Source organism: Oceanicola sp. S124, assembly GCF_000220565.1.
Taxonomy (GTDB): Bacteria; Pseudomonadota; Alphaproteobacteria; order Rhodobacterales; family Rhodobacteraceae; genus Pseudooceanicola.
On the sequence record NZ_AFPM01000048.1, the window covers coordinates 1 to 22,791 of the forward strand.

Below are 22,791 nucleotides of genomic sequence, written 5' to 3' on the forward strand. Positions count from 1 at the left end.
TTGCGCAAGCGGCGGGTGGTGTCGGCCGCATGTCGCGAGCGAGACGCCCCAAGTCCGAACGGCAAGCGGCTGCCGGTCTCAGGTCGCTTCAGCACCGTCAGGGTCAGCGTCTTGTCGCGCAAACCCGCGCGGCCGAGATGCGCGTGCCATCGTTCGTCGACGGCAGCCGCAAACCCTTCGCCCGGAACGGGCGGCAGGGTCACATCGACCGCTTTCGACACCTTGTGCAGGTAGAAGGAGAACTCGGTCCCCACCTGCGCGACGATGCCCGCAAGCAGCGCACCGATCCGGTCGAGATGGGCGTCCTCGCTCGTGGTGCTGTTCACCCCTTCGAGGCGGATGCACTGCATCAGTTCGTTGCCGCGTGTCCGGATCGTTCGGTCGTTCACGAGGCTCACATAAGGCAGCATCATTGAGAGCCGCTTCTCGCCCTTGACCCATGCCGGCAGCGCGGTCAGCGGATCGATGGCGTTCTCAACCTCATCGGCAAGTCCATCACGGGGCATAGCTGTCGCCTCCGTGCAGCTTGCGGTTCGTGGTCGGCGGGGTTTCCTGCAGGGTGATCACCAGGACATCGAGGAAGTTCGGATCCCAGTCCGCGGCCTTCCAGAGCGCCGGCCAGGCCAGCCCCGCGAACACAGCCACCACCCAGCTCTGCACCCAGAGGAACAGAAGCGTCGAGCCGAAGAGCCAGACCATGGCGTACATGATCGGCAAGCCCATCAGCTTGGGTGGCCTGAGAAGACCGATGAACACGTGGGACTGGTCAGCCATGGATGGAGCTCAGGTTGTCCAGATGGCGGCGACGATGGTGGGTGCTGCGGCGATGCCGGCGATTGCAACCACGACCCAGAGCGCCTGACGAAAGTCGAGGATGCCAAAGAGCCAGGAAAGGAACACCCCGATCAGTGCGAGCGTGCCAATCACGATCCCCAAGGGACCGGTGATCGCATCGACAATTCCTTGAAGCAGGGTCTGTACCGGCGAGAGGTCGATGCTCTGTGCAAGCGCTGGACCCGCCAGCATGATAAGGGCCATCGCGCTGAGCGCGACGATCGAAGGTCTCGATGTCATGAAAGATCTCCTCTGAGCCGCTCAAACACGGCGGTCACACGGGCCACATGCCCTTGGGTTTCGCGGAAAGGGGGAATGCCGCCGTGGCGCGTGACCGCCTCCGGACCAGCGTTGTAGGCCGCAAGGGCCAGAGAGCCTTCGCCGAACTGGTCGAGCATCATCAGCAAGTAGCGGGCTGATCCGTCGAGGTTCTGCGCAATGTCATGTGGGTCCACGCCGAGGTCGCGGGCGGTATCCGGCATAAGCTGGCCAAGGCCTATGGCACCGACAGGGCTACGTGCAGCCGGATTGTATGCGCTCTCGACTTCGATATTGGCCCGGTAAAGGAGCGCCCAATCAGTGACTGAAAGCCCTGCGCGACGCAGCGCACCATGCCCGGCATACCGCAGAGCCGTGGTCTCGATCGCATGGAGGATTTCTGGGGTGGCGCGGGCGGCGGATCGAGCCGGGATCGCTGTCTCGCTCGTTGCGTCAGGAACGCGAGGTTCTGCGAAGAGAAAAAGGCGCCCGTTTGCCTCTTGAGAAGTGGAAATCAATTGGCCGTCTGGGCCAACCGAAAAGATGAAACCGTCGGCCAGGGCCGGGGGCGCGGAACAAACGCCTGTACCCAAAGCAACGACGAGCGCAGTCGCGCGGTCAGCTGCCTTTGACCGGAGGCGCGGCGTGGCGCTCGCGGCCACCTTCTTCAAGTGGGATGCTAGCGGTCGTACAGCCCATGTCGGCCAGGAAACTGACAAGGCCAACGATGGTTTTGAAGTCGCGGAGCTTGAGGACGCTTCGGCTGGTGACGAGCATCTTATCGTCACGCCCATCAGTGGCGACGGCGCGGATGACCCACGAGCCGTACCAGCTGTTATGGCGCTTCTCTGCTCTCTCCTTGCAGACCACCTCAATGAGGTAGCCCTCGGCGAGCAAGCCGCGCAGTCCGTCTTCTGTAACCACATTCGGGGCTTCTTCTATCATGGCCTTCCCTTGGGTCCTTGTTCTGCCTGGGTGCAGTATCAGGCCCACGGGGTCGCAACACCGTGAGCGATACAAAACAACATTAATGATAGCAAGACAATAATAGCGTGTTGACGAAGTTCGCCTTGCTCCGATAACGGTGATAGCCGACAGAATGATAATCTTAAAGGCGGCAAAGGAGTTTTGCCCTGCGCTTGTTTATTGCGCCCAACGCACCGTTGCTGTTCGCGTTCCTGCTTGGAAGCATGCCGGTAGCCGCAGCGGCGGACTGCGTGCCTCCCGAACGACCGTTCTTGCCTCAGTCGCAAGACGACATTCGAGAATATGCCGATCTGCTGCGTTCCGATTTCGAGGGCTACATCGCTGACATCCAGGAATACTTCCGCTGTCTTGATGCCGAGCGCCAACGCGCGTTTCAGGAGGCGCGCGAGGTCAGTGAGGACTATGGAAGACTGGTCGAGCTATTGGATTGAGGAAACGCATGGCTTAGCCGCCGTCGAGATCCTCGTAGTAGACGAGCGCGGGCATGTTGCGGCGCTGGTGCACGATGCGCAGGATGACTGCCGCACCATCCGTCGCATCGAGCCGCTTGTAGAATATCACGTGACGCTGGCAGTTGACGGACCGCATCCCCGGGACAAAGAGACTCCTGTCCCGGCCCGCGTCGGGATCGCCAGTGATCCGCTCGAAGGCGGTGACCAACTGACGGTAATAGGCGAGCCATTGGTCCCTGCCCCAAGTTTCGACGGTGTAGGCACGGATCTCTTCAAGGTCGGCTCTGGCCCGACCGGAAAGTCGAATGGTCATGCGGGTCAGCGATCAAACGCATCCGGTTCGAAGGCTTGAGCATCGAACTCGGCGAAATCCCCATTTTCGGCCAAGGTGGCTGTCTCCTCTAGGTCGGCCTTGAGGGCATAGAATTGCCGGGCGCCATCCTTCTCCATCAGCATCCTTACGCCGGCGCGCACGACTTCGCTCAGATTGGCGTAGGCGCCGGACTCGATCTGCGCCTGCACATATTTCTGCATCGGTTCGGTCAGGTGGACGTTTGGCATCAGACTCTCCTATCTATGCTCGATCATATCAGATACTGACATAAATCTTCAAGCTGATGTTCGATCCCAACATAGGCTCGTTGCTCCATACCGTCCTTCTGCGCCCGGATTCCAGCCGGGGAGCCAGGCGAGACAGTTTTCCGATACTGCCCTTCCCGAGACCATGAGCGCTGCGACACGCCGTTTGACGGGCTCATGCGGTCTGTTCTTCCGTGACCGCTTTCTTGGCCGCATTGAAATGCTATATTTGTATTTTTTTTACAGATATTTGAGTGAAAGTTAACATGAAAGAGGTCCGCAATTTTGGCCACTTTCAAGACGCCGAAGCAGCCAGAACCGACGTCAGTTCTTGGAAGCCATCAAGCTAGACAAGCGAACAATCGCACGCAACCATCAATCAAATCTCCTTGCTATCATTAATGTTGTTTCGTATCGCTGCACCATTATAGATGGAGTCGGCATCATGAAGCACGTGATCCACGGCGTGGCAACAGCCACGGCACTAAGCATATCCGGACTAATGGCCTCGTCCGGTCCGGCTCAGGCCTATCAGGTGGACTGTGCAATCCTCCTCTGCCTTGCGGGAGGCTGGCCTGCCTCCGCGCCCTGCGCACATGCTAGAGCGGTCTTCATTCGGCGGATTACGCCATGGCCGATCGAGCCGCCTTTGCAAATCTGGCGGTGTCCGATGGGTGTGTCGTTCAACGATCCCAACCCGATGTCGCCCATGGAACGCCTTTATGACATCACGTTCCGCGATCCGCCCGAACCGCAGGAATCGACTCCGATCCCCCTTGTTCACATCCAAGCAGATGAGCAAGCCGACATCGACATCTCAGGCGACGCCTTTGATTTCGTGCGCAGCATTCGCGTTTATCACATCCAGTACCGCCAGCATGAAAACCAAGATGGCGACTGTAATCGTAGCGACTCCACGCGGTTGGGGTCCTACGGCGTGCAGGGCGACTACCGATGGACAAGGTCCACCGTAGGCCAGGTGCCGGCCGCATCCGGCCTGAGCATCCCGAATGGATGCGGGAGCTACTTCTACCGTTCCGTCTTCGTCGACTGGCACGATCACGCCGGTAACTATGGCTCTGAAGAGGTTCGCTACTGACAAAATCTGCGCGCGGTTTTGCCGCGCGCGTCATCTCAACCCCGCACGGGAGGCTGTGCAAAACCCCTGAAAAGGAGACGACGCCAGACCGTGAAGCCTGACGCCGTGCTAGAAAACTCCGTGAACAAGAGTTTCCTAGCGCACCGCTAAAACACCTGCAACCAGCAAAGTTGTTTTGCTGGCAAGAATGTTGTTGTCTCACGACATGGCGTCGGATCTCCAAGGAGACCTCGACCATGGAACCTACGACCGGCTTGATCCTGCGACGGATTACGCAGACAAATCTCTCTGTTGCAGCGCACAAGCTTGCCACCCTCATCCTCGACGCCATCGCCTGGAAGGATGGCTACAACGGTTTGTCGCGCGGAACGGCAGCCTTCACCCTCTCGGCCCTGGCGGAGAAGATGGGTGTCTCACGGCAGTATCTTGCGGTTCTTCTGAACGAACTTGAGGCTTCGGAGTTGCAGCTCGAGAGGGCGAAGCCGAATGGCAAGTTCGTCGCCCTGGATCTTTCGGTTTTCCGCTTTCGACGAGGAGAGTGAAACCTATGATCTCGTGTCAGGTGAAGGCGACACATCACTATCTAGAGATAATAATAACAAAACTATCTTCTCAGGGCTGATCGATATCACCACGAGTTCGAACGTTTTTCAGACAAGTTGGGCGGAGCTCATCAAAGCAGCGAAGGCCACGTTGCCCTGCTGGAACATCGACACCCAGGTCATCTGGGATCGCTTCCTCGCCTTCAACCGGTCCCGAGGCAACGGCAGGGTGCCGGCCGGCTTCCTGCTTGGCTTCATGCGCCGATGGCGAAATTCGTGGGGAACTCCAACTCGTCCCGCGGTCAAGCCGTCCGCGAGACCAATAACGGATCCCAAAGAGCGCGAATTGCTGAGACAGATGCAAGCCGCACCAACTGCGAACCGCCAGTTCCACGCGTCCGACTTGTGTCGCTTGATCGGACACTCTGCCTACGAAGCGCGGGTACTCGATGTGATCCGCAAGTTTGGGTGCCAGAGGTTTTCAGCAACCTTGGCGGTGCACGGACGAGCGGTGCTGGAAGGGGAGATATCCCGGTAGCTTCGCTTGCTCGGACTTGGAGTCCATGAAAGCCCCGCTACAGATGTCAAGTTCCGATAGTGAAGTTTATGTTAAATTTCGAAGAATTCAGCGCGTAGGGACTTATTATGCAGCCTAAAGTCGACATCAAACTGCATCGGATTGTTTCATCCGAGCAGACAAATGTTGCTGACTACATTTAGATCGTTCCGATCCTCCATTAATCGTGAAGCATCTGATGTGATGTCAATTTCCAGGCCAGAGTCCTTTTCTTGCAGAATCGCTGGCTACCCGTCACGCGCCCTCGCAATTGCGGACTCGGTATCGCTGGATTCGAACCACTGCATCTCGGAGCGGGTCAGTAGGTTGACCACCCGTGCGCCCCATTCCATCCATCTGCGTTCTCCGACAACAGCAATGCGACCGAAATCGTTCGCGTGGGCGGTGTCGATCTTCAGATCTTCCAGCATCGCCGAAGGCTCTTCGTAGCCATCGAATCTTGTAAGGTCGAGAACCAGACCCGGATTATCGGTTGTTCCAAGACGCTCATGAAGCAGCGCGTGCATTTGCTTGAATTCTGTCTCCGTCAACTTGCCTTCGCAGACGAGCCCGATGACATCATCACGCTCGGTCAGCGTTTCCTTGAACATTGGTCTTCTCCTTTTCACTTGCGTTGCCGTGACCGTAGAGATCGGCGTTCTGATGAGCGCGATCCTCGTGCTCGAATTCGAGGCTGGAATGGCTGATGCCGAATTCTTCCTTCAGCCGCTCCTTGATCGCGCTCTTGATCTCTTCGATCTTCGACCATCCCTCGGCTGCCACGACGACATGACAGTCGAGCGCAGCCTCGTGCTCTTGCATTTGCCAGAGATGGACGTGGTGGACGTCGGCGACGCCTTCGACTTTCCGCATCGCTTCGACGACGGCCTCGTTGTCGATGTCCGGCGGGCTCCCGAGCATCAGGGTTCGGATTGGGCCGCCTATTTCAGTGAAAGACAGATACAGGATGTAGGTCGCGATGCCGATGGTGATGGCAGGATCGACCCAACGCATGTCGTAAAGGATGATCAGCGACCCAGCGACGATAACCGCGACCGAAGCAAGCGCATCCGAAAGGTTGTGGAGAAAAAGCGCACGGATGTTCACGCTCCCCTTCTGCATCGAATAGGTCAGCATTGCGGTCAGCGTGTCGACCACAAGCGCGATTCCACCGAGAATGACGACGGTCCACCCCATGACTTCGGGTGGATCAATCATGCGCATGCCACCTTCGTAGATCAGATAGAAGCCGATCACGATGAGGGTGGTGTAGTTGATCAGGGCCGCGACGATTTCGACCCGGCCATAGCCGAAGGTCATGCGCTCATCGGCCGGGCGGCGCGCGATCTTGCGTGCGGCAAAGGCAATGACAAGCGAGGCCATATCGGAAAAGTTGTGCAGCGCATCGGCGATCAGTGCCAGGCTGCCCGACAATATGCCCCCGACGATTTGCGCAACGGTAAGAAGCCCGTTCGCCCAGATCGCGATGGCAACCCGCCGATCGCCAGAATCCGGATCGATATGCGCGTGCCCGTGGTCATGTGGCATTGGCAGGCTCCTCATGCGCGTGTGTCGCGCGTCGGTCAGTCTTGAGGCGGTCGCTGCGGAAACCACGAACGCGCGCATTCATCCAGTGGCGTATGATATGACGGTAAAGGGCACCACGCAGCCATCCAAAGGATTGCTCATGGGAAAAATAGAAGGCGTCCGGCGTATCAAACACGCCGAAATCCTGCACGATGCCGGTTTTCTGAATGTAGGTATCTTCTCCGTTCCAGGCGACGGGAGGCGCGCCAAGGCAATCCGTGCCCGCGCCATAACCGCAGAGACTGTCCGTGTCCGAGAAAGACGTTTGCAGGACTTTGAGGAAAGCGTCATCCAGGATGAAGCCTTCAAGGTTGATCCAGGCACCTTGAAATTCGATCTCGACCCATGAGTGGAGAATTTCCTGCGGAGCAAGCGGATACACCAGCTCAGGTACAACACCGCGCTGCAAGCGTTTATGGATCGTAAACCCATGCAACCGGCAACGAATGCCGACACCACGCAGCAGCGCCATCAAGAGCGTGCCTTTGGTATTGCACTGCCCGTAGCCGTCGGAAAGCACTTCGGATGCGGGGATGTCGTCAGCTCGATTGTATCCGAACGCGATTTCATTCCGAACGAAATCATAGGCAGCTCCGATCCGATCGTATTCGGATAAGCCGCGCCAGCTGCGGTTCTCAATTAGATGCGCAAGAGGCGCGGCATCAAAATCCAGTAGTTTGGTGGGTACAAGTAGAGGGTCGGTCATCTGCAACGGGTCGCTCCTCGAATCGTCTTGGAACAAGACTAATTGCTATAGTCACTATAGCTTAAACCCTTTCTTTCAGAAAGAATCTCCCGCAACTATTTGTCCGTGTGAACCGCTTTGTGGTGTTCGCCGTGTGCGTCGCGCAGGATGTCGATACCGCCCCAGGCCGCGATCCCGGCGACGATCACACCGACGACAAGGTCCGGCCAGTTGGTTCCTAGCCAAGCGACGAGGCCACCGGCCACGACGATCCCGAGGTTCGCGGCGAAATCGTTGTAACTGAAGGTGTTGGCCGCGCGGATGTTGACGTTTGGATTTTTGAGCTTAGCGAGCAGCCAAACGCAGACTGCGTTGATAGCCGCCGCGATCAGGGCCATTGCAATCATGATCGTCCCGAGCGGATCTGACCCACCGATGTAGCGGCGCCACGCATCGTAGAGGATGCCTGCAGCGAACAGGATCAGCAGCCCGCCGGAAACGTTCGCCGCCCCGCGTTTCCATTTGGCGGATCGGGACAAAGCGAAAAGGCTGATCGCGTAGACGAAGCTGTCGGAGAGGTTATCGAGCCCGTTGGCGATCAGGGCACTTGAGTCGCCGAAGGCGCCTGTTGCGAAAAAGGCCACGGCCAAACCGATATTGAGCGCCAGAACGATCCAAAGCGTCCGTCTCTCCATTGAATCTTGTCTAGCGGCCATTTTGTGGTTCCAGCTTGTGTTGTACGACACATTAACTTCTGCGGCTGATCTGCGTTCCAGCCGGAATGTTGGCTGAATTCCTTCAGGCCCCGATTTCCTCGTGTTCGGTCAAGCATTCCGAATGGTCCCGCAACACCTCAAGCACCTTGCAATCTCCCGTCCGCCCGCCGCTGCACTCGTGGACCATCCGTTTCAGTTCGGTGCGCAGTGCCTTCAAGCGGGCCATGCGTTGCTCCACCTGTTTGAGTTGGCGACGCGCAATCGCATCGGCCTCGTCGCAGGGTCGATTGGGATGGTCGCTGAGGTCGAGCAGTTCGCGGATCGCATCCAGCGAGAAGCCGAGTTGCCGCGAGTGGCGGATGAAGGACAGGCGATCGAGCTGTGAACTGTCGTAGCGCCTCTGTCCGCCCTCGGTCCGGCCAGGTTCGGGCATGAGCCCGATCTGCTCGTAGTACCGGATGGTCTGCACCTTCGTGCCGGTCTTCTTTGACAGAGTGCCGATCGTGAGCATTCTCGCCTCCAGGGAAAGTATACAGTCGTTGTAGGTTTTGCCGCGGGAGCGGGCAAGTGCGGGATTCACAGGCGCGTGATGTCGCATCAAAGCGCCATCTTCACGCTTGAACCTTCAGTGGCTAGAGGATGTAGACGCGCAAACACACAAGAATCAATGGCAGGCGAACGGGATTGTCACTTAGATCGGTGCAGAAACTTCTTTGGGTATCGGCGGGCGTCGCGGCGTTTGCCTTCGTGTGGCTTCTGCTCTGGTCCGACTATCGTTCCGACCGCGCCCGAACCGACGCCGAACCGCCTTTTTTCGCTGAGTTCGAACTGACGGACCACCAGGGTATGGTTCGAACCGAGGAGGACTTTGCGGGGCGCTGGATGCTGGTTTTTTTCGGCTTTACCAACTGCCCCGACGTCTGCCCGACGACCCTATCCGAGGTCGCGGCGGTGATGGACGGTCTGGGCGACGATGCCGCCAAGGTCCAGCCGATTTTCATAACAATCGACCCTGAACGAGACACGCCCGCAGCACTCGCCGAATACGTCCCGCTGTTCGATGCGGGCATCATCGGGCTGACCGGCACGCCGGAACAGATCGCCGCCACATCCGAGACCTTTCCGATCTTCTTCGAACGCGTCGAAGAGGCTGCGGCGCCGGATGGTTACACGATGGGCCACACGTCGCATCTGTTCCTCTTCGATCCCGACGCGGGCTTCGCCGACTCGTGGCCCTACGGCACCTCCGCCGAAGAGATCCTCGCCGATCTGGAAGAGAGGATCTGACCGACATGAACCGTATGTCCGGAGAAACAGCCCTCGGGCTGGCGTGGATCATCGCGCTCGTCGCCTCGCTTGCCGTGCTTTTCATCGGCGAGGTGCTGGGGCAGACGCCCTGTGTGCTGTGCTGGTTCCAGCGCGCCTTCATGTTCCCCTTGGCCATTGTCCTCGGGCTGGGCTTTTGGTGGCGGGACGGCCGCGTGGGGCGCTACGGCATCGCATTGGCGCTTGGCGGCGGCGCAGTCGCCCTGTGGCACATGGGGCTGTACGTCGGTCTTGTTCCCGAACGCATCCAGCCTTGCACGGCCACCGGCCCCTCTTGCACCGATGACAACCAACTGGTCTTCGGCATCCCTATCCCGCTGATGGCGCTCGCCGCCTTCGCGCTGATCGGGTCGCTGTCGGCCTTTTCACTGAAGGACACACGAACATGAACCGACGCGGCCTGATCCTGTCCGTTCTCGCCCTCGGCGTCGCCGGTTTCGGCGGAGCGACCTGGTTTGCAAACCGCCCCGGCCCCGTGGCCGAAGTGGAGCCCGTTGCTCCGGAACTCGCGGACGCGATGATCCGGCCCTACTCACCCATCCTCGGGCCTTCCGATGCGCCCGTCACCATCGTCGAATTCTTCGATCCGGCCTGCGAGGCCTGTCGCGACTTTCATCCCATCGTGAAGGACATCATGGCCGAGCATGGGGATGCTGTCCGCGTCGTGATCCGCTACACGCCTTTCCACGGCGCGGCATCCGAGGAAGCGATCCGCGTGCTCGAGGCGGCGCGCATGCAGGACGTTTACATGCCGGTGCTCGAGGCCGTTCTGCGGGAACAGCCGAGATGGGCGTCGCACGGTGCCCCGGAGCCCGGCCTGATCCTTCAGATCGCCGCCACGGTCGGACTCGATGCCGAGGCCGCGCGCACGCAAGTGCTGGCACCCGATGTCGTGGCGATCCTGAACCAGGATCGTGCTGACGTCGAGACCGTGGGAGTTCGCCAGACGCCCACATTCTTCGTGAACGGCAAGCCGCTCGATCCGTTCGGGGAGGCAGAATTGCGTCGTCTGGTGGCTGCCGAAGTCGCTTCCGCGCAAAGCTGAATGGAAAAGACAGGATCAAAACGATGAAAAAGCATATTTTGACCGGCACATTGACTGCGCTTTTGACCCTAGGAGGGATCTCAGTGCCCGCGCTGGCCGGACCCGAGGATGTTGTCGTCGAGAACGCGTGGTCCCGCGCCTCTATCGGGATGAACCGCCCCGGGGCCGCATACATGACGATAAGCAACACTGGCGACGAGCCGGTGACGCTGATCGGCCTTGCAACACCGCTCGCGATGATGCCCGAAATTCACGAGACGAAGACCAATGCCGAAGGTGTGAGCTCCATGAGCCCGGCGGGGGAGATCGTGATCGCCCCGGGCGAGAGCATCGCGCTCGAACCGGGGGGCCTGCACGCAATGCTGATGCGGCTGCAAGAACCAATGACGGAAGGGGACACTTTTCCGCTGACACTGCTTTTCGACGACGGAGGCGAAGTGACGGTCGAGGTTCCGATCCTCGGCATCGCCGCGCGGGGGCCAGAGGACTGATGCAGCGACGGGCGATCCTGGGGTACGGCGCGGCTGGTGTCGGGGCGGTCGCCCTGATGCTCTTCGTCGGTTGGTGGCGGGTCGACGGACCCGGTGCACCCGCACCTGTCGGGCAGCGGCCTGTGACCCTTACCGAGATGGACTTCCGGCTGACGGATCATGAGGGCAACGCGGTCGGGCCGGAAACCCTGATCGGTCGCCCGACGATGGCGTTCTTCGGCTTCACCTACTGTCCCGATGTCTGCCCGACCACGCTTCTGACATTTCGGGATGGCTCGACGATCTGGGAGACGAGGCCGACGAGATGAACGTGGTTTTCATCACGGTCGATCCCGAGCGCGACACTGTCGAAACGATGGCCGAATATGTCGGCTACTTCCATCCGGCGATCCGCGGCTGGACGGGACCGGAAGAGCAGATAGCGCGCGTCGCGGACGGCTTCCGCGCCACCTACGAGCGAGTACCGGCGGAGAGCGGCGATTACACGATGAACCACACCGCGAGCGTCTTCCTGTTCGCAGCCTCTGGGCGATTCGTCACCATGATCGACTATCACGAGCCCAAAGAATTCGCGGTGCCGAAGATCCGCCGCGCGCTGGAAGAAGAAATGGAGGGGGCGACATGAGGCTCAGAACTTTGGCGGCTTGTGTCGCAATTGCGGGGACGGTTTCGGGAGCGGCTATCGCCATCTCTGATTCCATGTCGAAAGAACCCGTGCCGCCGGAACTTGCCCAGGCAGGTAGCTGGATGCCCCAAGGTCCTGAAGCCCCCCAGAACGTTGACATCCCCGTGACGCTGCCCGCGGCGGCATGGGCAGACGATGCACCCGACCTCAGCCCGCTGCCCCTTCTGCAGGCCGCGTTTGCCGACAGGCCGGTGCAAGCGATCGAGCCACCCCTGTCGACGTGGTCGCGCGACATTGCTCCGGGCGAAACGCTCGATTTCTTGCTGTCAGAGGCCGGTCTTGCGGCACCTGACAGAGCCGAAGTTGCCCTCGCGCTTGGTGCGGAATACGATCTGCGACGGCTGCGGCCGGGGCACTCGGTCACTGTCGCTTCGACCGTGGACGGCAGCCCCCGCACCGTCTCACTCGCCGTCGAGGACGGGGTTCGGATCGAGGTGGTTTTCGGCGAGCAGATGTCCACGCAGGTCGTGGCTCCGGATCCGGAAATCGTAACCCTTGCCGGCGAAGCCATGATCGACAGCTCGATCTTCGCGGCACTCGACGAAGCCGGCATACCCGCCCGTTTTTCCGTGGACCTTGCGCAGATGCTGGGTGGGACCGTGGATTTCCGCCGCGAGATGGCCGGTGGCGAAACACTAAGGCTTCTCTGGCGTGAGGCGCGGGTCGGAGAGGACAGGATCGGACAGCCCGAACTCGCCTTCGCCGCACTGGAGATCGGCGGTTCGCTTTACGAGATCGTATGGCCGGACGACGGCAGCGGTCAGGCGACGATCTACGTCGATGGCGAGGTGCTGCGCGTCTTCGCACAGCCGGTCGAGGGTGCGCGCCTCAGCTCGGTGTTCGGACGCCGCACGCATCCGGTCTTTGGCAACGTCCGGATGCACACCGGCGTCGATTTCGCAGCGGCACGTGGGACACCGGTTCAATCGACGGCACCGGGGCGGGTTAGTTTCATTGGCTGGCGCGGTGGCTATGGCCGTGTGGTCGAAATCTCGCACGGCTCCGACACCATGACGCGCTACGCGCATCTGAGCGCCGTGCCGGAAGACCTGGCACAAGGCCAACGCGTTGCGGCGGGAGATGTGATCGGCCGCGTCGGCGCGACTGGCACGGCGACAGGTCCGAACCTGCACTACGAAGTCCTCGTGGATGGGCGCCCGACTGACCCCCTCACTGACGACCGGCTCGCCGAAGCAGCCGAGAGCGAAGCGGATGATACCGCCGCGCTCTCGCGTCTGGCCGAGGCGCGCGCGCTTCTGAATGAAAACCTCGGCAGCGAGATTGCCGAAACGACAACCGAAAGGCTCTGACCCATGAAACGCATGGCCCAAGCTCTGGCAATCACCCTCGCCCTGTTACCAGCGGCCCAGGTCCTCGCAGAGGCAACGGCGATCGAGGTCCGCAAGACGAACGGTTGCGGCTGTTGCCTGTCTTGGATGAACCATCTCGAAGAAAACGGGTTTGCGCCGACCGGCCAGGACATGTTCGGCGGGCTTCTCGTGCGCTTCAAGCTAGACAACGGCGTGCCGCAGCGCATGGTCTCCTGCCACACCGCGCTCATTGACGGCTACGTGATCGAGGGCCATGTACCGGCCGCTGACATCCGCCGCCTTCTCGAGGAGCGCCCGGACGCCGTCGGCCTCGCTGTTCCGGGGATGCCCTATGGCTCGCCCGGCATGGGGCCAGAAGACGACCGCGAGGCCTATGATGTCTTCCTCATCCGCAAGGACGGGTCGACGGAAGTCTTTTCGAGCTACGCAGAAGGATAATCTGGCCCGCCCATGGAAAATCTGTCTCCGATAATGCTCGGCTTTCTCGGAAGTCTTGCCGCCGGATCGCTCACAGCAGTCGGAGCAGTTCCCGTGCTGTTCGGGCGCATCCCGTCTCGGGCCACACGCGATCTGTCGCTCGGCTTCGCTGCCGGTGTGATGCTCGCCGCTTCTTTCTTTTCGCTGATCATCCCGGCATTGGATGCGGCGGAGCCGATGTTCGAAAACGGCGCGATGCCTGCGGCCATCGTATGCGTTTCGATTCTTCTGGGCATGGGGGCTGTCGCCCTGATGAACGAAAAGCTGCCGCACGAGCACTTCAAGACGGGACGCGAAGGGCCCGAAGCGGCGTCTTTGCGGCGGGTCTGGTTGTTCATCATTGCGATCACGATCCACAACTTCCCCGAAGGCCTTGCCGTGGGGGTCGGCTTCGGATCCGGAGGTATGGAGGGCGGTCTGCCGCTCGCCATCGGCATCGGGCTTCAGAATGCGCCCGAAGGATTGGCCGTCGCTGTATCTCTGCTGGGCGAGGGATATCCGAAGCTGCGCGCCTGGGGCATCGCGGCGCTGACGGGCATGGTCGAGCCGATTGGCGGTTTGCTCGGGGCCGGCATCATCACACTGTCGGAATCGCTGCTTCCATGGGGTCTGGCCTTTGCCGCGGGCGCAATGCTCTACGTCATTAGCCACGAAATCATCCCCGAAACCCATCGCAGCGGCCATCAGAACAGGGCGACGCTCGGTCTCGCAGTCGGGCTCGTTCTGATGCTGTTCCTTGATGTCTGGTTGGGATGAGGCAATGTCACTAAACAAGATATCTCCGATGATCGGCGTCTTCGCAGCACTTGCTGCGTTCGCGATCGATCAGATCACCAAAGCCATTGTCGTTGCGAATGCCGTCACTTTAAGCGCCGGAATTTCCGTGTTTCCGGGATTCAACCTCGTCTTTTATCGTAATGACGGCGTGACTTTCGGGATGTTGGGCGGCGCGCCGTGGTGGAGCCTCATCGCTTTCGCTCTTGCCATCTGTGTTTGGCTGGGGGTTATGCTGTTTCGCGCCGACAATGCGGTGGAAACGCTTGCCTACGGTGCGATCATTGGCGGAGCCCTGGGCAATGTCATCGATCGTGTGCGGTATCGGGCTGTAACAGACTTTCTCGATTTCTACATTGGCACAACACATTGGCCTGCCTTCAACTTGGCCGATGTATTTGTCGTCAGTGGCGTGGGGCTCTTGCTCGCCGCGCCATGGATCAGCGCGCGGCGTTCGATCAAGTCGTGAAGCCGGAAATTCTGAACCGCATCGCTCTGCGCCACCGTTTTCTTTCGCGGATGACGCTTGGTTTCGCCGCCGGGGCGATGACCGTTCTGACTTTCCCGCCTCTTTCGATTCTCCTGCTCGTTCCCGTTGCCTATTCCGCGTTGTTTGTCGGGCTTCGCGATCTCTCCTTCGGGCGCGCTTTCCTCGTCGGCTGGGCGTTTGGTCTCGGCCAGTTCGGTTTCGGGATTTGGTGGATCGCGGAAAGTTTCTACGTCGAGGCCGAGCGGTTTGGGACGATGGCGATTCCGGCGGTCGCGGGATTGTCCGCAGGTCTCGCGATTTTCCCAGCCATTGCCGCTGCGCTTTTTGCCGAAATCGCGCGGCGCGGAGCCATGGGCAGTCTCTTGGCCTGCCTCCTGTTCGCGACCTCCTGGACCGTGGCCGAGTGGTTGCGTGGTCAAGTTCTGACAGGGTTTCCCTGGAATCTGGCCGGTTACGCACTTGTAGACTACGCCGCCCTTCGCCAGACCGCCGCCTGGGTCGGAAGCTATGGGCTAAGCTTTCTCACCGTGTTCGTCGCGGTACTCCCTGGCGCGGCTGCTATGGCGTCCGGGCGGCAACGATTGACCGTTTCGCTCCTGGCGCTGGCCGGAATCGCGACGATGTGGGCTGTCGGCACGCTGCGCCTCCAGTCGGATGCACAACAGCCACCCGGTGTCGACCTGCGCATCGTCCAGGGCAACATTCCACAAGAGGAGAAATGGGCGCCCGAGAACCGCGAGGCGACATTCGCGCGCTATCTTGAGCTTTCAACCCGGCGCGGCGATTTCGACGTGCTTCTCTGGCCGGAAACCGCCTTTCCGAGTTTCCTCGATGAGGATACGGAGGCACGGGATCGCATTGCCGCTGCGCTCACAGAGGGCAGGGTGCTGCTCACCGGTGTGCCGGACCGTGTACCGAGCGAGGATGGCACCCGATATTTCAACACGGTCCAGGCATTTGACGAGACCGGCGAGATCCTGACCGGATACGCGAAACACCATCTCGTGCCCTTCGGCGAATATGTGCCATTCCGCGGCTGGTTGCCCATCGAGCGGCTCACGGCGGGTCTGGGCGATTTTACGCCCGGACCGGGCCCGAGAACGCTTGCGCTTCCGGGTGTGCCGCTGGTCGCCGTGGCGATCTGCTATGAGATCATCTTCCCAGGGCATGTGGTCGACGACCTGTTCCGGCCGGACTGGATTTTCAACGCGACAAACGATGCCTGGTTTGGCACCAGCATCGGACCCGAGCAGCATCTGGCTTCCGCACGTATGCGCGCCGTAGAGGAAGGCCTTCCAGTCATCCGAGCCGCGAATACGGGCATCTCTGCGGTCATCGACGCGAGCGGAGAGATCGTTGCGCGGCTCGATACCGGCGAAACGGGCATCATCGACGCTAGCCTGCCCTCCGCGCGACCGCCGACACTCTACGCGAGCTTCGGGGACGGGATGCTGTTGGCGCTCATCTTGGCTTCGTGGAGCTGGGCAATGGCGCCAATGCGACGGCTCACTACCGCCGCATGAGAAAGACCGTCATGCAAAGATGTGGATAGGTGTTCCGTCTTTCACCATTGCATAGATGTCCTCGATCTGCCGATCTGTGACCGCGATGCAGCCAGCTGTCCAGTCGCGGACGTCCGTTGGGTCGATGCCCGGGCGTGGACCACCATGGATGAAGATGTCGCCGCCGGGGGAAAGGCCCTGCGCTTCGGCAAAGGCGATGTCGGCCTCGTTCGGATAAGAGATACCAACTGAAAGATGATACGTACTTTCAGGGTTGCGCTTATCTACTATGTAGGTGCCCTCCGGGGTCCGGCCGTCTCCCTCGAATTGCTTGTGACCCTCAGGAGCGAAACCCAGCCCGACCGGATAGGTTTGCAATACGCGATCGGCTCCGTCGAGAACAAGCAAGCGCTGCCCCTTATAAAGCCGAACACGGGTCACCTCGGGTCCGCCATAGCTGCGGAACTTGCTGGCACAGCCGGACAAAAACGCTGCCAACCCGCCCAACAGGACGGCGCGGCGGGGAAATCGGATGGTTTTCACTGCTCGATGCCTCTTTCGTGAGGTCTGATATGGACATTACGTTACCTTGCAAATGCTGCCTGATCAATGTCCGTGGGCAAGCGCGGCTTTTGTCATCTGTGGACCAACCTGTTCACCGCCGGACGGCGGCGCCTTGGCCTCTTGGCTGTTAAGCAGGCGCAGGGCGTTGGTCACCACCAGCAATGACACTCCTACGTCGGCTGCAATAGCGCCCCACATCGATGCCACTCCGAACGCAGTAGCGACGACGAAAACGCCCTTGGTCGCCAAGGAAATACCGATGTTCTGATGGATAATCGACATTGTCCGGCGCGAATGACCGATCAGCCAAGGCACCTTCCCGAGGTCGTCGGTCATCAGGGCAATATCAGCCGTCTCGATTGCCGCGTCCGAACCAACAGCACCCATCGCGATGGCGTAATGCGCACGTGCCATGGCGGGGGCGTCGTTCACCCCGTCGCCGATCATGGCCACCATGTCATGCGTTTCGACCAGTTCTTCGATGGCTGTCACCTTGTTTTCGGGCAGAAGCTCGGCACGGACCTCGTCGATGCCGACCTCGGCTGCAACAGCGCGCGCTGTCCGCTCGTTGTCGCCCGTCAGCATGACGATGGTCTTCACGCCCTGCGCGTGGAGCTTTGCCACGATGCCCTTGGCATCGGGGCGGATACGGTCGCGCAATTCCAAGATGCCGGTGACGCCGGTGTCGTCGCCCACGGCAACAAGGGTGCTGCCAGCCCCTTCGATGCGGTCGCGCAAATCCTTCGGAATGGCGTCGCCGAAACCCTTCTCCTCGGCAAACCGGTCCGACCCTAACCAGATCGACCGGCCGTCTGTGTGTCCTTCAAGTCCCCTACCGGGAACGGTTCGGGTATCTTCCGCGGCGGACACCTTGATGCCGTCGGCTTCTGCCCGCGCGAGAATGGCGCGCGCCAAGGGATGCGAGGAACGTGCCTCCAGCCCAGCGGCGAGGGTCATCAGATCTTGCGCCGAAGCCCCGCCCAGCGGATGCACAGCCGCCACTTCGGGCTCGCCCATTGTGATTGTGCCGGTCTTGTCCATGGCCAGCGCGGTGGTCCGACCCGGTGCCTCGACATAGGCACCACCCTTGATGAGTACGCCCGCCCGCGCCGAAGCGGTGAGCGCTGCGACGATGGAGACAGGGGTCGAGATGACCAGAGCACATGGGCAAGCGATCACCAGCAGCACGAGTGCATTGTAGAACCAATAATCCCAGGCCCCACCGAAAATGAGCGGCGGCAGCAGGGCAATTGCGATGGCGAGCGCCATGACGATAGGCGTGTAGATGCGGGCGAACTTCGCCACCCACTGCTCCACCGGCGCGCGGCGGGCATGGGCGTCACCGACCATGCGGATGATCTTGGCCAACACGGTGTCCGATGCGGCCTTCGTGGCGCGCACCGTCAGTGTGCCTTCGCCGTTGATCGTACCGGCATAGACTTCGTCGCCCCGTTCCTTTGGGACCAGCGCACTCTCTCCGGTGATTGGCGCCTGATCGACGGCCCCTACCCCATCGACAACCTCACCATCCAATGGGATGCGGTCTCCGCCGCGCACGACGAAACGTGCGTTGATAGCAACCGCAGAAGCCGGAACGTCTGCTTCCGAGCCGTCATCATAAAGAACTCTTGCCGTCGGCGGCGCGAGGTCGAGCAGAGCTGAAACCGCATTCCTCGCACGCCCGACGCTCCAGCTCTCGAGATAAAGCGAGAGCGAGAAGAAGAACGCGACCGTCGCCGCCTCGAAAAATTCGCCAAGCCCGATGGCACCGGCCACGGCGACCACCATGAGCAGGTTCATGTCGGGCGACAGCCGCCGAGCGGACGACCATGCCTTGGGTGCCACGAGCCAGACACCGAACAGGATCGCAACCGCGAATAGCCCTGCCTCGACCAGTGGCATCGGCGCTTCGCCGTGACCCGCGAAGAGGCCGAGCGCCCCGCCCATGCCGGTCTCGATGATGTGCCACAGAAAACCCGCGGCCCAGAAGCCGCCACTGAGCGCCGTAAACAGCCGCTGTCGTGCAAGATGGGCCGCCTGGTCGACCGACGCGTTTTCGGCATCCCAGGGCTTGGCGGTCATGCCGGTGCTTGCGACCAGTTCTGCAATTTCGCCGTCCGATACACTGCTGGCGCTGTCGAGAATAGTCATCCGTCCATTGATCACGTCGAACGCGAGATGCTCGGCTCCGCCGATCTTCGGACCGACCACCTTGTTCAGGATTGCTACCTCCTCGGCACAATCGAGGCCGGATACCTGAAAACTGCGCCCGCCCGATGGCGCGGGCGTCGTCGGAACGATGTCGCCGCACGTTCCGGCGCCCCCGCAGCAGCTGCCGCCGCTTGTCTGGGCATCTTCGGCGTGATCGTGGTCGTGACGATGGGTGTCGGACGGCATGAATGGACCTCTGGATTCGGGTGCTTTACCATGACATAACCCCTACAGTAGCTAGAGCTTCAAGAGCAAAATACGGTGGTATTTCAGTTTGTTTTATTGCTAGAGGATGCGGCGACCGGCTCCATCACGCCTTGAGGCATGAAAAGCCGATGCAAAGAAAAACAGACACGAAAGGAAGCTTGATGCGGGTTTTGATGCTGAAGCAAAAAATAATTGTTGCAGTGGCGCTGTCTCTTACGGCCGGGTGCGCAATCCAGCCGACTGGACCGGGCGACTCGGCAGACCGGCGGGGCAACGTTCCCGAAGCTGTGATTGCAATGGCTGCCCCGGATCAGGATGTTGCAACCGCGCGCTTGGTGCCCGAGGACGGGTGCTACTGGTACGAACACAGCGGCCCCGTTGAAACGACCTTGCTGCCGCTGCGCACGGCGAACGGCAACCCTATCTGCGTCGCGCGGGAAGTGTGACGACGACCCGCACGTCACATCAATGCGCTGAGAGTTAATTACCTCATTCAACTTCTCGCGGTAACGCTGTCCTCAGCCGAATAAAGATGTGCTGTCGATCCGATCTCGACGTTCGGATAAAGCTCGTTGATGTGTGCCATAACCATCCGCACGCAACCCGAACTCGCACGACCGCCGATGCTTCTCGGGTAGGGTGTGCCGTGTATCCGAAGATAGGTGTCGCGATCACCGACATAGAGATAGAGCGCCCGTGACCCGAGAGCGTTTTCCGGCCCTGGTTCCATCCCATCGGCCCATTGTGCGTTCACGGGATCGCGTTCGATCATGTTTTGTGTTGGCGTCCAGTGCGGCCACCTGACCTTGCGCTTGATGTTATAAACACCCGGCTCGTAGAGGTTGCCCCGCGCGATCGCCACGCCGTAGCGCATCGCGGTTCCACCCTCCTCAATGTGGTAGAGATACCGCGCGACCGCATCGACATGGATGTCTCCCGGCACGAGGCCGTCCTTCGCGTCCACACGCTGAGGCAAGAAACGTGGGTGTAGTCCCCAAGGGTTTGACGTGGCCGGATCGAAGCCGGGCGGGCTGACTTGCGCGTCCCATTCAGCCTTCTGCGCCTCGGTGGGCCAGCTATCGGCAAACACAGGGTTGGCCACAGTCGCCGAAAAGAGCGCTGTTGTCGTTTGAATAAAGTGTCGTCTTGTCAGCATGTCGTACCCTTTCGGTTCCCACCGGCGATCAATGGCAAGAACGATATAAATTCTCGTCGACTAGATAGGACTTCTAGTGGCTAGAGGTTCAAGGGTAAATTTTCGTGAACGCATGCACGCGACCCTGGTAGCACATGCTTGCCTTGCGGGCGGGTTAACGGCCAACCAGGTCAGGTCCGAATTAGCGTGGTAAAGCGGGAGTCAGGGGGCGGAGTAGGACAGATTTGCCGAATTGGTCCCCCGGTGGATCGGTTTTGGTCGAAAGATACTATCCTGACACCCTGTCGATCTTCACCCGCCCGTGTCATTGGCCGAAACTTCGGCTTGGAACTCACGTTGCCGCTCAGGCCAGGTGCTCTTGATGTAGACGAGGATAGCCGCGATCTCTGCGTCTGTCAGATCCTCTCCGAAGGCCGGCATGTCGCTCTCGTATCCCGGCACGACGGCCCCGACCCCGCCTTTAGTGATCTGAAAAAGCATGCGGTCTGAATGGTGCCAAGTGTGGCCTGAGTCATCATGCGGCGGGGCCGGCATTCTTCCTGTGTCAAGACGACGACGCCAATCGGGCTGACCCTCGAGGCTGGCACCATGGCAACTGGCGCAGTTGTCCGCATAAAGCTGTTGCCCTGCCATGACCTGGGATGCAAGCACGGGCTCTCCCAAAAACGTCAGTCCCTCGACACGCGGGTCAACCGGTTCCGATTGGGCCAGCACCACAACGCCGGTGGTCGCGAGCGCGGACACTAGGGCAGCGAGGTGCACTGACCGCCTGACCGTACACTTCGCCGATCGATCTTTCGGCCCTTTATTCATCGGCATAAATTGAAATTCCGTCTGGGCCAAAGGCGTAGGTCCTTAGCGTGCCTGACTTGACCGCAGCCATGCCCGGCGCGTTCGCGGGCATTCCCGGCAAGGTGATACCCGTTATCGCCGGACGGGTTTCCAGCAGCCGATCGATGATGTCGACGGGGACGAGACCGCTGACATAGTAGCCGTCGATCTCGGCCAGGTGGCAGCCGATGCCCTGGGCGGGCACACCGACTTCGACCGAGCGTTTGTCGAAGTCGCGGTCATCCACACGCGTAACGGTAAAGCCGTGTTCTTCGAGATAATCCCCATAGGCATCACAGCAGCCGCAGCCCGGATCGCGCCAGATGGTGATCTGCCTTTCGTTGCCCGCCAAATCGGACGCCATATCGCCTGTCGCTTGCGCCCAGGCCGATGTGGACAGGCCCACCATTCCGACAATGCCGCTGCCAATCAGGCCAAGCGCGTTTCTTCTCTGCATCATTTTCTCCATCATTGTTCTCCTGTTTCGATCCAGGTTGCGCCGCCGTCACGGCTGATTTTCAAGATGCCGCCCAACAGGGCAGCGATGTAGGTCTCGTCTCTTGGATGAACCGCAACAGCGGTCGCAGCTTTGCTGGCCCGCTTTTGCCAGATGACTCCGCCGTCCTGCGATGCCCAGAGGCCCGAGGGCAGCGCGGCGTACATCACTTCCGGCGCCGAGGGGGCACTGGCCAGCGACAGGATCGGTTCACCTCCAGGCAATGGCGCTTCGGACGGTGGGGCTTCACCCGCAACCAATGCGTCCATCGCGTTGCCTGGCTGCACGTCCTGCCAGCGACAAAAGCAATCGGGCACCCGCGTTAGGCCAACTTCGGTGCCCGCATAGATCCAGATCCCGCCCATGCCGGTTTCAAGCTCGACCGAAGCCAGAGCAAGAGGATCGCGCTCTGCGTCGTCGAGCCAGGGGCGGTCCATGGCGAGCGACCAGGTTGCACCGGCGTCTTCGCTCTTCCACAACCCGTCGCCGCGAAGCGAGGCATAGATCATGTCCGGGTTCCGCGAGGCGATAGCAACGGCAGTGATTTCTCCGTCAGGCAGCCTAGCTTCAAAGATACGCCACGAAGCGCCCCCGTCTTCGGAAATGCTGACACCGCCCTCGGCCAGCCCCGCAACCACAAGTCCGGGCCGGTCGCGATGGGTCGCCAGCGACAGCACTTTTCCGGGTGTCTCTGCCGCGGTCCAAGTCCGGCCGCCATTATCACTGACGAACAGCCCTCCTCTCGCCAGCAGGATGGTATCACCATCAAAGGCAAGTGCCGCTGGATCACCATCGCTCGCCGCGAGTGCGAACCCCGGCAACATCGAAGCGACGCCGATAGTGAGTGCCGCGGTGAGTACCTTGCGCCGGTTTGGCCGAAATTCAATCTCAATCGACTTCAATCTGCATG

At 60.6% G+C, this 22,791-nt stretch carries 31 protein-coding genes and 2 pseudogenes; 15 read left to right on the top strand and 18 right to left on the bottom strand.

Annotated elements, in window-relative coordinates; all coding sequences use genetic code 11:
* The 5 genes and pseudogenes from OS124_RS23680 to OS124_RS0104445 all read right to left on the bottom strand — a co-directional run.
* Window positions 1-506, bottom strand: a pseudogene (locus OS124_RS23680) (type IV secretion system protein B4); the annotation flags it as partial.
* Window positions 496-774 carry a type IV secretion system protein VirB3 gene (locus OS124_RS0104430; RefSeq protein WP_010138153.1) on the bottom strand — a complete coding sequence of 93 codons (279 nt, stop codon included), beginning with the start codon at window positions 772-774 and terminating at the stop codon, window positions 496-498. The pseudogene OS124_RS23680 and the gene OS124_RS0104430, both read right to left, overlap by 11 nt.
* A gap of 9 nt (window positions 775-783) precedes the next feature.
* Window positions 784-1,074, bottom strand: coding sequence for a TrbC/VirB2 family protein (locus OS124_RS0104435; RefSeq protein WP_010138154.1), 291 nt, complete (start codon window positions 1,072-1,074; stop codon window positions 784-786).
* Entirely contained in the window at window positions 1,071-1,754 is a 684-nt protein-coding gene (locus OS124_RS0104440) for a lytic transglycosylase domain-containing protein (RefSeq protein WP_029375161.1), read from the bottom strand. Before OS124_RS0104440 ends, OS124_RS0104435 begins: the two co-directional genes overlap by 4 nt.
* Complete coding sequence (locus OS124_RS0104445) at window positions 1,711-2,037, bottom strand: hypothetical protein (RefSeq protein WP_010138156.1); 327 nt, start codon at window positions 2,035-2,037, stop codon at window positions 1,711-1,713. Before OS124_RS0104445 ends, OS124_RS0104440 begins: the two co-directional genes overlap by 44 nt.
* A 245-nt stretch (window positions 2,038-2,282) precedes the next feature.
* Here OS124_RS0104445 and OS124_RS0104450 point away from each other — a divergent pair, with 245 nt between their 5' ends.
* On the top strand, window positions 2,283-2,510 hold the full coding sequence (locus tag OS124_RS0104450; protein WP_029375162.1) for a hypothetical protein: 228 nt from the start codon (window positions 2,283-2,285) through the stop codon (window positions 2,508-2,510).
* Window positions 2,511-2,523: 13 nt separating this feature from the next.
* Here OS124_RS0104450 and OS124_RS0104455 read toward each other — a convergent pair whose 3' ends face one another.
* Both OS124_RS0104455 and OS124_RS0104460 read right to left on the bottom strand, forming a co-directional pair.
* Window positions 2,524-2,844: a type II toxin-antitoxin system RelE/ParE family toxin gene (locus tag OS124_RS0104455; RefSeq protein ID WP_010138159.1), complete on the bottom strand. Its 321-nt coding sequence runs from the start codon at window positions 2,842-2,844 to the stop codon at window positions 2,524-2,526.
* Between the two features lie 5 nt (window positions 2,845-2,849).
* Window positions 2,850-3,092: a type II toxin-antitoxin system ParD family antitoxin gene (locus OS124_RS0104460; protein WP_010138160.1), complete on the bottom strand. Its 243-nt coding sequence runs from the start codon at window positions 3,090-3,092 to the stop codon at window positions 2,850-2,852.
* Between the two features lie 463 nt (window positions 3,093-3,555).
* Between OS124_RS0104460 and OS124_RS27285 the strand changes: the two genes are divergently transcribed.
* From OS124_RS27285 to OS124_RS23685, 3 genes are all read left to right on the top strand, one after another.
* Window positions 3,556-4,209 (top strand): hypothetical protein, encoded by a 654-nt coding sequence (locus tag OS124_RS27285; protein WP_168161434.1) that lies wholly within the window; start codon window positions 3,556-3,558, stop codon window positions 4,207-4,209.
* A gap of 236 nt (window positions 4,210-4,445) precedes the next feature.
* Entirely contained in the window at window positions 4,446-4,751 is a 306-nt protein-coding gene (locus tag OS124_RS28325; protein ID WP_010138162.1) for a hypothetical protein, read from the top strand.
* Window positions 4,696-5,289 carry a hypothetical protein gene (locus OS124_RS23685; protein WP_237708072.1) on the top strand — a complete coding sequence of 198 codons (594 nt, stop codon included), beginning with the start codon at window positions 4,696-4,698 and terminating at the stop codon, window positions 5,287-5,289. Before OS124_RS28325 ends, OS124_RS23685 begins: the two co-directional genes overlap by 56 nt.
* 266 nt (window positions 5,290-5,555) lie before the next feature.
* Here the strand turns inward: OS124_RS23685 and OS124_RS0104480 are convergent, their stop codons facing one another.
* The 5 genes from OS124_RS0104480 to OS124_RS0104500 form a co-directional block, all read right to left on the bottom strand.
* Window positions 5,556-5,918, bottom strand: a complete 363-nt coding sequence (locus OS124_RS0104480; protein ID WP_010138163.1) for an STAS/SEC14 domain-containing protein — start codon at window positions 5,916-5,918, stop codon at window positions 5,556-5,558.
* Window positions 5,890-6,855, bottom strand: a complete 966-nt coding sequence (locus OS124_RS0104485; protein ID WP_010138164.1) for a cation diffusion facilitator family transporter — start codon at window positions 6,853-6,855, stop codon at window positions 5,890-5,892. The genes OS124_RS0104480 and OS124_RS0104485 overlap by 29 nt, the downstream gene beginning before the upstream one ends.
* Window positions 6,845-7,600: a transglutaminase-like domain-containing protein gene (locus OS124_RS0104490; protein ID WP_029375164.1), complete on the bottom strand. Its 756-nt coding sequence runs from the start codon at window positions 7,598-7,600 to the stop codon at window positions 6,845-6,847. The genes OS124_RS0104485 and OS124_RS0104490 overlap by 11 nt, the downstream gene beginning before the upstream one ends.
* A gap of 95 nt (window positions 7,601-7,695) precedes the next feature.
* Complete coding sequence (locus tag OS124_RS0104495; protein ID WP_009573601.1) at window positions 7,696-8,274, bottom strand: cation transporter; 579 nt, start codon at window positions 8,272-8,274, stop codon at window positions 7,696-7,698.
* 103 nt (window positions 8,275-8,377) lie between these two features.
* Window positions 8,378-8,806 carry a MerR family transcriptional regulator gene (locus OS124_RS0104500; protein ID WP_010138166.1) on the bottom strand — a complete coding sequence of 143 codons (429 nt, stop codon included), beginning with the start codon at window positions 8,804-8,806 and terminating at the stop codon, window positions 8,378-8,380.
* A 173-nt stretch (window positions 8,807-8,979) separates the two neighbouring features.
* On the opposite strand from OS124_RS0104500, the gene OS124_RS0104505 reads away from it, so the two are divergent.
* The 10 genes and pseudogenes from OS124_RS0104505 to lnt all read left to right on the top strand — a co-directional run bounded on the left by OS124_RS0104505 (window position 8,980) and on the right by lnt (window position 16,437).
* Window positions 8,980-9,582 (top strand): SCO family protein, encoded by a 603-nt coding sequence (locus tag OS124_RS0104505; RefSeq protein ID WP_050900805.1) that lies wholly within the window; start codon window positions 8,980-8,982, stop codon window positions 9,580-9,582.
* A 5-nt stretch (window positions 9,583-9,587) separates the two neighbouring features.
* A complete protein-coding gene (locus OS124_RS0104510; protein WP_010138168.1) occupies window positions 9,588-10,010 on the top strand; it encodes a disulfide bond formation protein B in 423 nt (140 codons plus the stop codon).
* Window positions 10,007-10,666: a DsbA family protein gene (locus tag OS124_RS0104515; RefSeq protein WP_010138169.1), complete on the top strand. Its 660-nt coding sequence runs from the start codon at window positions 10,007-10,009 to the stop codon at window positions 10,664-10,666. The genes OS124_RS0104510 and OS124_RS0104515 overlap by 4 nt, the downstream gene beginning before the upstream one ends.
* Window positions 10,667-10,689: 23 nt before the next feature.
* A complete protein-coding gene (locus OS124_RS0104520) occupies window positions 10,690-11,157 on the top strand; it encodes a copper chaperone PCu(A)C (RefSeq protein ID WP_010138170.1) in 468 nt (155 codons plus the stop codon).
* Window positions 11,157-11,782 (top strand): annotated as a pseudogene (locus OS124_RS23690) (SCO family protein). The gene OS124_RS0104520 and the pseudogene OS124_RS23690 overlap by 1 nt, the downstream one beginning before the upstream one ends.
* The gene (locus OS124_RS0104530) at window positions 11,779-13,152 is read left to right on the top strand and encodes a M23 family metallopeptidase (RefSeq protein WP_029375165.1); all 1,374 of its coding nucleotides are present in this window, start codon (window positions 11,779-11,781) and stop codon (window positions 13,150-13,152) included. The pseudogene OS124_RS23690 and the gene OS124_RS0104530 overlap by 4 nt, the downstream one beginning before the upstream one ends.
* 3 nt (window positions 13,153-13,155) lie before the next feature.
* The gene (locus tag OS124_RS0104535; protein WP_029375166.1) at window positions 13,156-13,611 is read left to right on the top strand and encodes a DUF411 domain-containing protein; all 456 of its coding nucleotides are present in this window, start codon (window positions 13,156-13,158) and stop codon (window positions 13,609-13,611) included.
* Window positions 13,612-13,623: 12 nt separating this feature from the next.
* Window positions 13,624-14,406 (top strand): ZIP family metal transporter, encoded by a 783-nt coding sequence (locus OS124_RS0104540; protein WP_029375167.1) that lies wholly within the window; start codon window positions 13,624-13,626, stop codon window positions 14,404-14,406.
* A gap of 28 nt (window positions 14,407-14,434) precedes the next feature.
* On the top strand, window positions 14,435-14,893 hold the full coding sequence (lspA, locus tag OS124_RS0104545; RefSeq protein ID WP_010138174.1) for a signal peptidase II: 459 nt from the start codon (window positions 14,435-14,437) through the stop codon (window positions 14,891-14,893).
* Window positions 14,860-16,437, top strand: coding sequence for an apolipoprotein N-acyltransferase (gene lnt, locus OS124_RS0104550; RefSeq protein WP_010138175.1), 1,578 nt, complete (start codon window positions 14,860-14,862; stop codon window positions 16,435-16,437). The genes lspA and lnt overlap by 34 nt, the downstream gene beginning before the upstream one ends.
* 9 nt (window positions 16,438-16,446) lie before the next feature.
* On the opposite strand, the gene OS124_RS0104555 is transcribed toward lnt, so the two are convergent.
* Both OS124_RS0104555 and OS124_RS0104560 read right to left on the bottom strand, forming a co-directional pair.
* Window positions 16,447-16,959: a L,D-transpeptidase family protein gene (locus OS124_RS0104555; RefSeq protein WP_010138176.1), complete on the bottom strand. Its 513-nt coding sequence runs from the start codon at window positions 16,957-16,959 to the stop codon at window positions 16,447-16,449.
* Between the two features lie 63 nt (window positions 16,960-17,022).
* Complete coding sequence (locus OS124_RS0104560) at window positions 17,023-19,377, bottom strand: heavy metal translocating P-type ATPase (RefSeq protein ID WP_010138177.1); 2,355 nt, start codon at window positions 19,375-19,377, stop codon at window positions 17,023-17,025.
* 182 nt (window positions 19,378-19,559) lie between these two features.
* On the opposite strand from OS124_RS0104560, the gene OS124_RS0104565 reads away from it, so the two are divergent.
* On the top strand, window positions 19,560-19,844 hold the full coding sequence (locus OS124_RS0104565) for a hypothetical protein (RefSeq protein ID WP_010138178.1): 285 nt from the start codon (window positions 19,560-19,562) through the stop codon (window positions 19,842-19,844).
* Between the two features lie 47 nt (window positions 19,845-19,891).
* Here OS124_RS0104565 and OS124_RS0104570 read toward each other — a convergent pair whose 3' ends face one another.
* The 4 genes from OS124_RS0104570 to OS124_RS0104585 form a co-directional block, all read right to left on the bottom strand.
* Window positions 19,892-20,554: a L,D-transpeptidase gene (locus OS124_RS0104570; protein WP_010138179.1), complete on the bottom strand. Its 663-nt coding sequence runs from the start codon at window positions 20,552-20,554 to the stop codon at window positions 19,892-19,894.
* A 291-nt stretch (window positions 20,555-20,845) separates the two neighbouring features.
* Window positions 20,846-21,367, bottom strand: a complete 522-nt coding sequence (locus tag OS124_RS0104575; protein ID WP_138919430.1) for a c-type cytochrome — start codon at window positions 21,365-21,367, stop codon at window positions 20,846-20,848.
* On the bottom strand, window positions 21,360-21,854 hold the full coding sequence (locus tag OS124_RS0104580) for a DUF411 domain-containing protein (protein WP_009573584.1): 495 nt from the start codon (window positions 21,852-21,854) through the stop codon (window positions 21,360-21,362). Before OS124_RS0104580 ends, OS124_RS0104575 begins: the two co-directional genes overlap by 8 nt.
* The gene (locus OS124_RS0104585; RefSeq protein ID WP_237708073.1) at window positions 21,854-22,783 is read right to left on the bottom strand and encodes a WD40/YVTN/BNR-like repeat-containing protein; all 930 of its coding nucleotides are present in this window, start codon (window positions 22,781-22,783) and stop codon (window positions 21,854-21,856) included. Before OS124_RS0104585 ends, OS124_RS0104580 begins: the two co-directional genes overlap by 1 nt.
* Between the last annotated feature and the right edge of the window lie 8 nt (window positions 22,784-22,791).

Coding starts and splice junctions, on each gene's coding strand:
- OS124_RS0104430 (WP_010138153.1), bottom strand. CDS start 774: ATGGCTGACCAGTCCCACGTGTTCATCGGTCTTCTCAGGCCACCCAAG.
- OS124_RS0104435 (WP_010138154.1), bottom strand. CDS start 1,074: ATGACATCGAGACCTTCGATCGTCGCGCTCAGCGCGATGGCCCTTATC.
- OS124_RS0104445 (WP_010138156.1), bottom strand. CDS start 2,037: ATGATAGAAGAAGCCCCGAATGTGGTTACAGAAGACGGACTGCGCGGC.
- OS124_RS0104450 (WP_029375162.1), top strand. CDS start 2,283: ATGCCGGTAGCCGCAGCGGCGGACTGCGTGCCTCCCGAACGACCGTTC.
- OS124_RS0104455 (WP_010138159.1), bottom strand. CDS start 2,844: ATGACCATTCGACTTTCCGGTCGGGCCAGAGCCGACCTTGAAGAGATC.
- OS124_RS0104460 (WP_010138160.1), bottom strand. CDS start 3,092: ATGCCAAACGTCCACCTGACCGAACCGATGCAGAAATATGTGCAGGCG.
- OS124_RS27285 (WP_168161434.1), top strand. CDS start 3,556: ATGAAGCACGTGATCCACGGCGTGGCAACAGCCACGGCACTAAGCATA.
- OS124_RS28325 (WP_010138162.1), top strand. CDS start 4,446: ATGGAACCTACGACCGGCTTGATCCTGCGACGGATTACGCAGACAAAT.
- OS124_RS23685 (WP_237708072.1), top strand. CDS start 4,696: ATGGCAAGTTCGTCGCCCTGGATCTTTCGGTTTTCCGCTTTCGACGAG.
- OS124_RS0104480 (WP_010138163.1), bottom strand. CDS start 5,918: ATGTTCAAGGAAACGCTGACCGAGCGTGATGATGTCATCGGGCTCGTC.
- OS124_RS0104485 (WP_010138164.1), bottom strand. CDS start 6,855: ATGCCACATGACCACGGGCACGCGCATATCGATCCGGATTCTGGCGAT.
- OS124_RS0104490 (WP_029375164.1), bottom strand. CDS start 7,600: ATGACCGACCCTCTACTTGTACCCACCAAACTACTGGATTTTGATGCC.
- OS124_RS0104495 (WP_009573601.1), bottom strand. CDS start 8,274: ATGGAGAGACGGACGCTTTGGATCGTTCTGGCGCTCAATATCGGTTTG.
- OS124_RS0104500 (WP_010138166.1), bottom strand. CDS start 8,806: ATGCTCACGATCGGCACTCTGTCAAAGAAGACCGGCACGAAGGTGCAG.
- OS124_RS0104510 (WP_010138168.1), top strand. CDS start 9,588: ATGAACCGTATGTCCGGAGAAACAGCCCTCGGGCTGGCGTGGATCATC.
- OS124_RS0104515 (WP_010138169.1), top strand. CDS start 10,007: ATGAACCGACGCGGCCTGATCCTGTCCGTTCTCGCCCTCGGCGTCGCC.
- OS124_RS0104520 (WP_010138170.1), top strand. CDS start 10,690: ATGAAAAAGCATATTTTGACCGGCACATTGACTGCGCTTTTGACCCTA.
- OS124_RS0104530 (WP_029375165.1), top strand. CDS start 11,779: ATGAGGCTCAGAACTTTGGCGGCTTGTGTCGCAATTGCGGGGACGGTT.
- OS124_RS0104535 (WP_029375166.1), top strand. CDS start 13,156: ATGAAACGCATGGCCCAAGCTCTGGCAATCACCCTCGCCCTGTTACCA.
- OS124_RS0104540 (WP_029375167.1), top strand. CDS start 13,624: ATGGAAAATCTGTCTCCGATAATGCTCGGCTTTCTCGGAAGTCTTGCC.
- lspA (WP_010138174.1), top strand. CDS start 14,435: ATGATCGGCGTCTTCGCAGCACTTGCTGCGTTCGCGATCGATCAGATC.
- lnt (WP_010138175.1), top strand. CDS start 14,860: ATGGATCAGCGCGCGGCGTTCGATCAAGTCGTGAAGCCGGAAATTCTG.
- OS124_RS0104560 (WP_010138177.1), bottom strand. CDS start 19,377: ATGCCGTCCGACACCCATCGTCACGACCACGATCACGCCGAAGATGCC.
- OS124_RS0104565 (WP_010138178.1), top strand. CDS start 19,560: ATGCGGGTTTTGATGCTGAAGCAAAAAATAATTGTTGCAGTGGCGCTG.
- OS124_RS0104570 (WP_010138179.1), bottom strand. CDS start 20,554: ATGCTGACAAGACGACACTTTATTCAAACGACAACAGCGCTCTTTTCG.
- OS124_RS0104575 (WP_138919430.1), bottom strand. CDS start 21,367: ATGAATAAAGGGCCGAAAGATCGATCGGCGAAGTGTACGGTCAGGCGG.
- OS124_RS0104580 (WP_009573584.1), bottom strand. CDS start 21,854: ATGGAGAAAATGATGCAGAGAAGAAACGCGCTTGGCCTGATTGGCAGC.